The 11,370-nt window shown below is 73.7% G+C and carries 6 protein-coding genes; 5 read left to right on the forward strand and 1 reads right to left on the reverse strand.

Annotated features, from left to right (window positions below; translation table 11 throughout):
* The first annotated feature begins 232 nt into the window (after positions 1-232).
* The 3 genes from CES90_RS42925 to CES90_RS51485 all read left to right on the forward strand — a co-directional run bounded on the left by CES90_RS42925 (position 233) and on the right by CES90_RS51485 (position 8,614).
* Positions 233-3,121: a LuxR family transcriptional regulator gene (locus CES90_RS42925; protein WP_189788392.1), complete on the forward strand. Its 2,889-nt coding sequence runs from the start codon at positions 233-235 to the stop codon at positions 3,119-3,121.
* A 65-nt stretch (positions 3,122-3,186) separates the two neighbouring features.
* Complete coding sequence (locus CES90_RS50670; protein ID WP_268257084.1) at positions 3,187-5,643, forward strand: ATP-binding protein; 2,457 nt, start codon at positions 3,187-3,189, stop codon at positions 5,641-5,643.
* 10 nt (positions 5,644-5,653) lie between these two features.
* Positions 5,654-8,614 carry an AAA family ATPase gene (locus CES90_RS51485; protein ID WP_189788393.1) on the forward strand — a complete coding sequence of 987 codons (2,961 nt, stop codon included), beginning with the start codon at positions 5,654-5,656 and terminating at the stop codon, positions 8,612-8,614.
* 61 nt (positions 8,615-8,675) lie between these two features.
* On the opposite strand, the gene CES90_RS42940 is transcribed toward CES90_RS51485, so the two are convergent.
* Complete coding sequence (locus tag CES90_RS42940) at positions 8,676-9,449, reverse strand: thioesterase II family protein (protein WP_189788394.1); 774 nt, start codon at positions 9,447-9,449, stop codon at positions 8,676-8,678.
* Between the two features lie 267 nt (positions 9,450-9,716).
* Between CES90_RS42940 and CES90_RS42945 the strand changes: the two genes are divergently transcribed.
* Positions 9,717-10,628, forward strand: a complete 912-nt coding sequence (locus CES90_RS42945; RefSeq protein ID WP_189788395.1) for a metallophosphoesterase family protein — start codon at positions 9,717-9,719, stop codon at positions 10,626-10,628.
* Positions 10,625-11,350: a 4'-phosphopantetheinyl transferase family protein gene (locus tag CES90_RS42950; RefSeq protein WP_189788396.1), complete on the forward strand. Its 726-nt coding sequence runs from the start codon at positions 10,625-10,627 to the stop codon at positions 11,348-11,350. Before CES90_RS42945 ends, CES90_RS42950 begins: the two co-directional genes overlap by 4 nt.
* The last annotated feature ends 20 nt before the right edge of the window (positions 11,351-11,370 follow it).

The following is an 11,370-nucleotide window of genomic DNA, read 5'->3' on the forward strand; positions in this document are numbered from 1 at the left end:
CCCATCGAAATACAGATGGAAACAATGCCGCCCTGACCCTGCCGGTGGAATCGGAATGGAATGGGAGAGATGAAGAATTTCAAGCCCGGTTGCGAAGGCGCACCCCGACGCCGAATGGAACCGCCTGGTGAGGGACGGTTCCACCACCTACCCGAAGCCTAGAAGTTCTTCGACCTTTCACTTCTTCGCACAGCACCGAGCCATTTCCCCCCCCAGATCATTCGGTGGCAACGTGAACCTCCCCCTCGCCTCCCCCGCACATCCCTCGGCGCCCCCGGTCATGGGCCCGGAGGAACCACTGGCGGGCAGATCCGCCCCGCTCTCGGCGCTGATCGACCACATACCCCGAGCCTGTTCCGGGCCGGCCTCCGCGGTGCTGCTCACCGGGCCCACCGGCATCGGCCGCAGCGCCTTGTTACGGACCTTTTGCTCGGCCGCTGCCTCCCGGGCCCGCGTACTGCGCGCCGGCGGGCCCGACGGCACCTGGCACGACGGCACCTCGCACGACCCCGTGTCGCCGCGCCGCCTCCACGAGAAAGTCGTGGACCTCTCCCGGCACGGGCCGGTGGTGCTCGCCGTGGACGATGCGCAGCGGTACCGCCCGGAAACCCTGAGAAGCCTGGACTACGTACTCCGCAGATCCAATGGACTTCCCCTGCTGACGGTCGTCACCGCACCGACCGCCCCGGCCGTCGACGAACCCCCCGCCCTGGCCTCACTGCTCGCCCAGCACGCCTGGACGACGATCTGTCTGGCCCCCCTGACCGACGGCGAGACCGCCGAGGTCCTCACCCGGCGGCTGGGCCGACGTCCCGCCCCCGATCTGTTACGCCAGTGCGTGGAGCACTCCCTGGGCATCCCGGCCGCCGTCCACGTCTTCGCCGACGCGCGCGGTGCCGCCGAGGCCAGGACGCCCGGGCCGACAACGGATACGGTCTCAGTGCCCTCTCCCCTCCCGTATTCGGGCTCGGAAACAGCGGTGCTGTCCGCGGTGGCCGCGCTGGGATCTCCCGACCCGGAGCTGGTGAGCGAGCTGCTGCGGATACCGCTGCCGACCGCGCGACGGGTCCTGGACGACCTCGCCGACCTCCACACCGCGCTCCTCACCGGCACCGGCGGAGAGTCCTACGGCCCCACCTCCCCGTTCGAGCACGGCATCTCGCAGGACGAAGCCGATCACCTCCTCCAGCGGGCCGCCCGGCTGCTGGAGGACGCCGGCCGGCCGCCGACCCAGGTGGCCGATGTCCTGCTGCGGCTCCGGCAGGGCGCCGCGCCCTGGATGCTGGAGGCCCTCTACAGCGCCGCCCTCGACACCGACTCGCCCGCCCGTGCCGTGCGCTACCTGTCGCATGCGCTGGAGATCGGCGACGGTCAGGACGTCGACACGGTGCGCCGGATCCGCAACCGGCTCGCCGAGATCCTGTGCGCCACCGCGCCGGCCATCGCCCTCCCCCATCTGAACTCGCTGCTGATGACCAGCACCGATGGACACGAACTGGCCACCATCGCCCTGCTGTACGCCAACACCCTCGTCGCGCTCGGCCGGGGCGAGGAGGCGGCCCGCCTCCTCGGCCACGTCCTGAACGGCCCGGCCCACGCCGAGGCCGTGTCGGTTCCGAAGACCGTCGCCCTCCCCCATACCGCCGCCCTCCCCGATACCGCCGCCTTCCCCGATACCGCCGCCCTACCCGATACCGCCGCCCTCCCTGAATCCATCACCGTGCCCGACGCCATCACCGTCCCCCAGTCCGTCACCGTCCCCGAGGAGCGCCGCGCCGCCCTCGAAGGCGCCTTGTTACTGAGCGGAGCTCTCAGGCAGGAGACCCTCGGCTGGGTCAGAGAGCGCTCTCCCACAGCGGCCGATCCGCTCGGCGACACCCCCGACGACCCGGGCAACCGCTGGCTGCGGTCGGCCCACGCCGCGCTGTCCGTGCTCAGCGGCCACCCCTCGCCGTCACCAGAGCTCACCCTCCCGGCGTCCGCCACCTCCTCGGGCACCCCGCTGGACGAGCTGTCGTTGGTCGCGTCCGCGCTCACCGCGCACCTCACCGACGACAACACCGCGGCGCTCGCCGCGCTCGACCGTGTCCTCGGCCGCCCGGCGCGCGGGGAACTCGACCCGACCCGGGCCAAGGCGCTGACCGTCCGGGCGCTCGTGCACTGCGACACGGGCAACCTGCCGACGGCCGAAGTCGACTGCCGCCAGGCCCTGGAGCTGGAGCGGCGCACCCCCGGACCGGACACCGTGTCCCCCACGGTCGTCTTCGCCTATGCGCTGGCCCAGCGCGGCAGATACGCCGCCGCCAAGGCCCTGCTCGCCCAGCTCGACCCCGCCGAACTGCGGCCGGTGTTCTACGTCCACCCCGTGTACTGGTGGACCCGGGCCGCGATCCGCCGCGCCCACGGCGACCGGAACGGAGCACTGGTGGCGCTGCGGGCCAGTGGCCGGGCCCTACCACGGGGGGTCCCCGCGGCCCCGACGGTACTGCCCTGCTGGCTGGAGGCGGCCGACCTGCTGGGCGAACTGGGGCGCCCGGACGAGGCACGGCGCATCGCCGCCGAGGGCGGCGCGCTCGCCCGGCGTTGGGGCACCCCGCGCGGTACCGCGCTCTCCCTGCTGGGCCGCGGGCTGGCCACGCCCGGCGGAGCCGGACACCGACTGCTGGACGAGGCATGCACCCTGTTCGCCGAGTCCCGGGCGCGTCTGTTGTGGGCGCGCGCCGAGTACGCCCTGGGATCGGCGCTCCTCGACGCCGGCGACGCCAAGGCCGCCCGGCCCCGGCTGCGGACCGCGCTGGACCTGATGATCGGGTGCGGGGCCGGGGACGCCGCGGAAGGCATCCGGCTCCGGCTCGCCGAGGCCGGCGGCCGGCCCCGGCGGCGCACCGGCCACCCGGGGGACGCCCTGACAGAACGTGAACGCGGTGTCGTACGGCTGGCCATGGCGGGCCGCTCCAACCGCGAGATATCCGACGCCCTGTACATCACCCGGCGCACGGTCGAGCTCCATCTGTCGAACTCGTACCAGAAGCTCGGCGTGAGCCGTCGGGAAGAGCTGGTGGACGTGTTGCGGGAACCGGCCGCGGGCCGAGCCCGCCTCGCGGGGGGTGAGGGACGCTGAGCGCCGCACCCGGCCGTCGGCCGCTGTCGTACAGCGGTACCCCGGCCCAGGACCGTCTGACTCCGCTGCGCGGGCGCGACGCCGAGCAGGCGGCACTGCTGACCCGCATGGCCGAGCTCGCCGAGGGCACCCCCGGCGCGACAGTGCTCCACGGCATTCCGGGCCACGGCCGCAGCCGCCTGCTGCGCCGCGGCGTGGCCTTCGCCCGCACCGCCGGCGTCCAGGTACTGACCGCGCAGGGCTCGGCGGAGTACGCGCACGCCGCCTACGCGTTCGTACGGCAGTTGCGTCTGCCCCGGATTCCGGCGGAGGGGACGCCCACCGCCACGCGCTCGGTGCACGGTTGGTGTCGGGATCTGCTCAACGCCGCGCGGCGTCCCACCCTGTTGGCCCTGGACGACGTGCAGTGGGCGGATCCGGAGTCGCTTCAGGTCATCGGGACGCTGCTGCGCCGGCTCGGCACGGCGCCGCTGGGGCTGCTGCTGACCGTGCCCGGCACCCGGGGGGAGTTCCCCGACCCGTGCGCCGAGCTGATCGACCAGGCCGCCATGCTCCAGGGCGGCCGGGGTCTGCTCCTGGAACTCGGGCCACTGAGTGCCCCGGACGTACGTGCTCTGTGCAGCTCGGCGGACGTGCCCGTCGCGGAGTCGGCGGACGACGTGTGGTGGGACGAGGCTCCCGGGCTCAGCGGCGGCAACCCGTGGCTGTTGACACGTGCTCTGGAGGAGATGCGCCGGGAGCCCGGTGAGCTGCGGGCCTCGGAGTTACGCACGGCGTTCGGCCACGGGATCGCGACCGCGTACCGGGAGCGGGTCACCGAGTCGACGAGGAGTCTCGCCCCGGGGGCGCTCGCGCTGCTGCGTGGTCTCACGGTGTGCCGGGGGCTGCTCGCGGTGGACCGGGTGGCGGCGCTTGTGGGCCTTGACGAGGCCGAACTGCCCAGTGCGCTACGGGAGTTACGGGTGCGGGGCCTGATCGACTTCGGCGATCCGCCGTGTCCACGGCCGACGAACTGCACGGTGGGGGCGCTGTCCGGCATGGACGCCGAGGACCGCAGACAGCTGCACGCCTCGGCCGCCCGCTGGGCGCATCGCCACGGCGCCGACGACGAGGGGTTGTCCGCCCTGCTGCTGGCGACCGCCATGCCGCTGGGCGACCCCTGGGTGCCATGGGTGCTGCGCCGCGCCGCTTGCGCTCTGCGGTCACAGGGCCGGTACGACGAGGCGGCCGCGTTGCTGGAGCGGGCCCTGGCCGAGCCGCTCGACGACGTGGAGCGCCCCGAAGTGCTGCTGGAGGCGGCGCAGGCGTACGCGATGACCGCCCCCGAGGCGGCGGGCCGCAGGATCGCCGAGCTGCTCAAGTGCCCCGGCGCCCGTCCGGGGGTGCGCGTCGCCGCCGTGGATCTGCTGTACGTCCGTAACGAGTGGACGCCGGAGGTCCGCGCGAAGGCCGAGGCGGATGCGGACGAGGTCGTGGAATCGTCCCTGTTCTCGCAGGTGACGGCGGAACGGGGGCCCGGGCGTCCCGAGCTGGGGCCGGCCGGCGCCGGTCGGGACGCGCGGGATCCCCGTGAAGCGCCCAGCCCGCAGGACTCCGCCGCGATGCTCGCCGCGGCCATCTGGGGCCGGTCCAAGCAGGGCGAGGACGCCACCGTCGTACTGGACCTGGCGCGTCGGCTGCTCGCCGTGGAGCAGGACGGGGCTCTGTACCCGCGGCTCGTCGCGTCCTGGGCGCTGTCCCTCGCGGACGCGCACGACGAGGCCCGTGACGCGCTGGACCGGGCGCTCGCCGCGGCCGGGCGGCGCTGCGGCACCGCGCTCGTGGGGCTGGGCCTGATGCTGCGGGCCGATCTCAGCCTGCGGGCGGGTGACCCGGACGCCTGTGCCCGCGACCTCGCCGCGTGTTGTTCCCTGGTGCCGCCCGCGCTCTGGCATCCCACCCGGCTGACCTCGCTGCGGGCGACACGGATCCAGCTGCTGGTCGCGCAGGAGCGGTACGCCGAGGCCGACCGGCTGGCCCGTGAGGAACTGCCGCGCGGAGTCGAGCTGAGTGTGCCGTGGACCCAACTTCTTTACGCCCGCGCGCAGTTGCTGCTCTGTCAGGGCCGTCCGCACCAGGCCCTGGCCGAGGCCGAGGAGTGCGGCCGCCGGCTGGCGGACCGCGGCTGGGTGAGCCCGGCGCCCTACGCCTGGCGTTCGCTGGCGGCGCTCGCCCATGCGGCGTGCGACAACGGTGCGCGTGCGACGGCCCTGTTCACCGAGGAGCTGCGGCTGGCCGAACGCTGGGGCACCGACTCCACCAGGAGCTGGGCCGAACTGCGGCAGCGCTTCGCCTCCCCCGTGCCCGGGTATGCCGGGGCGATCGAACGCGCGCTGCGGCGGCTCGGCCCCACACCGGCTCCCCGGCGTTTCGCCCAGGCGATAGTGACACGTGAAACGGCCGCTCTGCACCACGCGTCCCGAGTGGCCGGATCGCCCGGCTCCGAGGACGAGACCGGGAACGGTCGCACCGCCGCACCCTGATCCCGCACGCATGACCACGCTCCACCCCACCCCCCACCGCTGGACCGATTCGTGCAAGGAGGCCGCTGTCATGTTGTTGGAGCGGCAAAACGAACTGAAGATCGCCGCTGAGGCCCTGACGCTCGCCGCACGGGGCACCGGGTCCCTGATCGTGATCAGCGGCCCGCCGGGCACCGGAAAGTCGGCCCTGCTCACGGAGATCGGGGAACTGGCCGCCCAGTACGCGGCCCGGCCGTCCGGCTCCGCGCCTCGGCGTCCCCTGGTGATGCGTGCCTACGGGGCGCCCACCGAACGCGACTTCTCCTTGGGCGTCGTACGGCAGTTGCTGGAGCCGGCCGTCAGATCGGCTCCGAGCCGCTGGCGCTCGCCGGCCACCCGGCCCGCGCTGGCCTTCCTGGCCAGTGATCCGGAGGCGCCCCAGCAGCACACCGCGAATGCCAAGTACGCCCTGCCGGCCCTGCTGGCGACCATGAGCCAGGACCGTACCCTGGTGCTGCTCATCGACGATCTGCACTGGGCGGACGACGGATCGCTGGACCTGTTCGTCCAGTTGGCGTCGCAGGAGACGTCCGTGGGGATCCTCGTGGTCGTGACCGTGTGCGAGGGGGAGCCGACGGTGGAACCGCCCGCCGTCCGGGCGATCACCGCGACCGCCGAGCACACCCTGCTCCCGGCCTCCCTCAGCGCGGCGGGGGTGCAGAAGCTGATCATGGCGCACCTCGGCGCTCCGCCCGCAGCGGAGTTCTCCGCCGCCTGCCACGAAGCGACCCGTGGCAACCCGCTTCATGTGAGGTCCCTGCTCCAGGAGTGCAAGAGCCGGGGCATCGCACCGTCGGCCGCCCAGGCGGCCGAGGTGGCGACGCTGGTGCCGCCTGCGCTGCGCCGGCGGCTGCTGCTGTGCCTGCGTGAGATGCAGCCGTGGGCGCTGGCCGTGGCCCGGGCGCTGATGGTCCTCGGCGACGACGCCGACCCGCGGGTGGTGGGCGAACTGGCCGGGCTGGACGACGTGGACAGCAGTCGCGGTCTCGCGGAACTGCGCCGTCTGGCCCTGGTGAGCCGCAAGGGGGTCCGGCTGGCCCATCGGGCCGCGTACGAGGTCATCGAGGAGGCGACACCACTGAGCGAGCGCAACCGGCTGCATCTGCGGGCCGCCGATCTGCTGCGCTACCGGGGCCTGGACCCCGAACGGGTGGCCACCCATCTGGTGGCGGTGACCTCGCTGCTGGACGAACAGGCGGTGGCGGAGCTGCGGGTCGCCGCGGACGAGGCGGTACTGCGGGGCGACCCCGTGGCCGCCGCCCGCTATCTGCGCCGGGCGCTGCGGGACAGCCCGCCGTGCAGCGAGGAGCGGGCCCGGCTGCTGGTGGAACTGGCGACCGTGGAACGCAGCTTCGCCCCGTCGGTCGCGGTCCGGCACATCACCCAGGCGTACCACTTGCTGTCCGGCCCTCAGTCGCGCGCCGAGGCGCTGATGACGCTCACTCCCGTGGCCATCGGCACCAGTCTGCTGTCGCTGGAGGACCTGCTCCGGCAGACGGCACAGGAGCTGGGGCCCGCCGACGCGTTGCCGCCCGGGTTACGCCGGCTGGCGGTGCGTCTGGAGGCACGGCTGCAGCACCTCGGCGAGAACGATCCGGCGGTGCTCGCCTCGGCCGCGGGCCGGCTGGCCCGCCTCGGCGAACGGCCGGAGACCGCGCGCGGGGACGAGCGGGAGCTGGTGGCGGCGCTGCTGCACACGGCGGCCGCTGCCGCCGACGTCCCCTCCTCCCGGATCGCGCGGCTCGCGAGACAGGTGCTCGACCACACACCCGCCACCGCCGCCCAGGTGCACACCCTGGTGCCGTTGACGGTGCCGGTCGCGGTCAGCACGGACTCGGTGGAGGGGCTGTCGCCGTGGCTGGACACGGCCCTCGAGGACGCGGTGCGACGGGGCGGACGGCTGGAGGAGTCGGTGATCCTCAGCCAGCAGGCGCTCGTCCTGGTGGCCCACGGCCGCCTCGCCGAGGCGCAGGCACGGGCGGTCAAGGCCTGCGCGGTGGCCGGAGCGGACGAGATGACCACGCTCTCGTCGATGGCCCTGATCATGGTGGCGCTGCGGACCCGGCAGCCTGAACTGGCCGCCGCACTGCCGGACCGGCTGCGCGGGCCGGCCGAGAACTGCTGGTTCCAGGGGCTGCGCACCCTGGTGCGGGGCATGGAGGCGGAGCGCCGCGAGGAGCCCGCGCTCGCGCTGGAGCACTACACCGAGGCCGGGTACGTCCTGGAGCGGTCGGGATGGCGCAATCCCGCGTTCGCGCCCTGGGAATACCTGGCCGCGCGGGTGCACCAGCGCATGGGCGATGCCGAACGGGCCGAGGAGTTGGGCGCGCGGTATCTGGAGCGGGCCCGCAAGTGGGGCGCCCCGGCGCCCCTGGGCCGCGCGCTGGCGCTGCGGGCCTCCTTGGCGGGGACGGCGGCGGCAGCGGGTCTGCTGCGGGACGCCGCGGACGTACTCGAGGCCTCCGCCGATCTGCACACGCGGGCGGTGGTCCAGCTGCGACTCGCGGAGACGGTGGCCCCGCACCGGCCGGACGAGGCGGAGCAGGCGCTGCGTGCGGCGTACGACCTGGCCGTCGCGTGCGACGCGTCCTGGGTCGCGTCCCGGGCACAGGAGATGCTGGGGCCGGAGGCGGTGCGCGGGGCGGCGGTGCGTGGGGCGGCGGCGCACGGGGCGGCCCTGGCGCAGTTGACGCCGGCGGAACGGATGGTGGCCCAGATGGCGGTGCAGGGGCTGACCAACCAGGCCATAGCCGATGCCCTCGGGGTCTCCAGACGGGCGGTGGAGAAACATCTGACGAGCTGTTACCGCAAGATGTCGACGTCCGGCCGCCCGGGGCTCATCGCCGCGTTGAAGGACTCGGGGCTGTTCGATGTGACGGACGCGATCGCCGGGCCACCCGCCGGGGAGGTGTATCCCCAGGGGGTGGCCTGAGGTCGGTGGCGGGCCGCCCCGTCGGGCGGCGCCGTCAGACAGCTCCGTCAGAGGGCTCCGGTCAGACTGCGTCCGGGACGCTCCGTGCCGCGAAGTGCTCGTCGAGGACGTTCAGCACGTCCGCGGCGCGGTCGTTGAGGTAGAAGTGGCCGCCGGGGAAGATCCGCAGGTCGAAGTCGGCCGTGGTGTGCTTCTCCCAGTCGCGGGCCTCGTCGATCGTCGTCTTGGCGTCGCTGTCGCCGACCAGGGCGGTGACCGGGATGTCCACCGTGACGCCGGGCGGGCAGCGGTACGTCTCCACGGCCCGGTAGTCCCCGCGGAGCGCGGGCAGGATCATGCGGAGGAGTTCGTCGTCGCCGAGCAGCCGGTCGTCGGTGCCGCTCAGGGCCTTGACCTCGGCGATGACGCCGTCGTCGTCGCGCAGGTGGACGTTCTCGTCGCGATGGCGGGAGGGCGCCCGCCGGCCGGAGACGAAGAGCCGCACGGGAGCCGTGCGGCCGTCCCGCTCGCATCTCCGGGCGACCTCGAAGGCGAGGAGCGCGCCCATGCTGTGACCGAAGAAGGTGAGCGGACGGTCGTCCTGGCCGCGCAGCGCCTCGTGCACGCGGTCCGCGAGGGTGCCGATGTCGTCGACGAGCGGTTCCCTGCGCCGGTCCTGGCGGCCCGGGTACTGCAGTGCGACGACGTCGACGTGCGGGGCGAGGGCGGTGGCGACGGGCACGTAGTAGCTGGCCGAGCCCCCCGCGTGCGGGAAGCAGATCAGGCGGTGGGCGGCGTCGGGCGCCGGTTGGAACCGCCGGCACCACAGGCCGTCGTCATGGGGGCTCACGCTCACGCTGCTTCCACTCCCTTTTCTCTCTTTGCCTCTGCGATCGGCTGTTGCCGCTGTGATCGACTGTGGAGCAGTTGCCTGCTCAGGTGGACGTCTTCCCACTATCGGGGACGCTGAAATTCACAGGCCTCACACGGCGGGAAGTCTGGGCGAATCCCTTGTCCTTGGCCCGGCATGCCGGTCACGCATTGAAGGAACGGGTGGGCCGATGGCATAAATCTGAGCGCCGGACGCGAATCGAGGCGCCGGACGCGCAGCGAGGAGTTCGGCATGCCCAGCACCACGAATCCGCGGACATCGGACGGCGAAGCGGTACGCGACCCCGCGGGCGGCCGGCTCTTCGCGGTCAGCGACCTGCACGTCGCCTACGAGCAGAACCGGGCGGTCGTCCAGGACCTGTACCCTGCCGACCCCTCCGACTGGCTGATCGTCGCGGGGGACATCGGAGAGCTGACGGCCGACGTCGAGTGGGCGCTGCGGCTGCTGGCCGAGCGGTTCGCCCGCGTCGTGTGGGTGCCCGGCAACCACGAACTGTGGACGCACCCTGACGACCCGGTACGGCTGCGCGGCGAGGCCCGCTACCGCTCCCTCGTCGAACTGTGCCGTTCCCTCGGGGTGTTGACGCCGGAGGATCCGTACGCCCAGTGGCCTGGCCCGGACGGGCCGGTGGTGATCGCGCCGCTGTTCCTGCTGTACGACTACTCGTTCCTGCCGCCGGGTGCCACCGGCACCGCCGACGCGCTCGCGCGGGCGGAGGAGGCGGGAGTCGTGGCCACCGACGAGTTCCTCCTGCACAGCGACCCCTACCCCGACCGCGCGGCCTGGTGCCGGGCCCGCCTCGCGTACACCCGTGAACGGCTGGACACCTGCCCGCCGGAGCTGCCCACCGTCCTGGTGAACCACTTCCCGCTGGTGCGCGAGCCCACCCGGGTGCTGCGCTACCCCGAGTTCGCGCTGTGGTGCGGCACCACCGCCACCCACGACTGGCACCGCCGCTACCGGGCGGCCACCGTCGTCTACGGCCATCTGCACATCCCCCGCACCACCTGGCACGACGGGGTGCCGCACCGCGAGGTGTCGCTCGGCTACCCGCGCGAGTGGCAGGCCCGCGGCAGACCCGATCCGCTGCTGCGGGAGATCCTGCCCCGGCGGGCCGCCGTGTCCCGGCGAGGTACCCGATGACGCCGCTGATGCGCCGACTGCTGCCGGAGCAGGTCGAAGTGACCGAGGTGCGCGGCGAGTTGGCCGCTCCCCCGCTGTTCCCGGAGGAGGCCGCGACGGTGGCCCGGGCGGTGGACAAGCGGCGCCGGGAGTTCGCCACGGGCCGCCGCTGCGCCCGCCTGTCGCTGGCCGCGCTCGGCTGCACGGCGGCCCCGCTGCTGCCGGGCCCCTCGGGTGCGCCCGACTGGCCCGCCGGCGTGGTCGGGGCGATCTCCCACTGCGACGGCTACCGGGTGGCCGCGGTCGCCCACGATCGTGATCTGGCCGGTCTCGGTATCGACGCCGAACCGGCCGGCCCGCTGCCGGACGGTGTCCTCGACGCGGTGTCGCTGCCCGAGGAACGGGCCGACCTCGCCCGGCTGACGAGCACCGCGCCCGAAATCCCCTGGGACCGGCTGCTGTTCAGCGCCAAGGAAGCGGTCTACAAGGTGTGGTTCCCCCTCACCCGCAAACCGCTCGGGTTCGAGGACGCCCGGCTGCGCTTCACCCGTGAGACAGCGACAGCGGGCCTGGAGCGTGGCACCTTCGCAGTCCGGCTCCTCGTGCCGCTGCCGCCCGCGCTGATACGGGCGGCCGACGGCGGGGCCGTGGATCTGACGGGCCGGTGGCTGGTGGGCGAGGGCATGGTGCTCACCGCGCTGACGCTCCCCGCGGCCGGCTCCGGCGCGGAGCGGCCCGCCTGAGAACCGGCCGAGACACCAGG

The organism is Streptomyces capitiformicae (assembly GCF_002214185.1).
Taxonomy (GTDB): Bacteria; Actinomycetota; Actinomycetes; order Streptomycetales; family Streptomycetaceae; genus Streptomyces; species Streptomyces capitiformicae.

Excerpts from the sequence above, each read along its gene's own strand:
- CES90_RS42950 (WP_189788396.1), top strand. The coding sequence starts at position 10,625 with ATGACGCCGCTGATGCGCCGACTGCTGCCGGAGCAGGTCGAAGTGACC.
- CES90_RS42945 (WP_189788395.1), top strand. The coding sequence starts at position 9,717 with ATGCCCAGCACCACGAATCCGCGGACATCGGACGGCGAAGCGGTACGC.
- CES90_RS51485 (WP_189788393.1), top strand. The coding sequence starts at position 5,654 with ATGACCACGCTCCACCCCACCCCCCACCGCTGGACCGATTCGTGCAAG.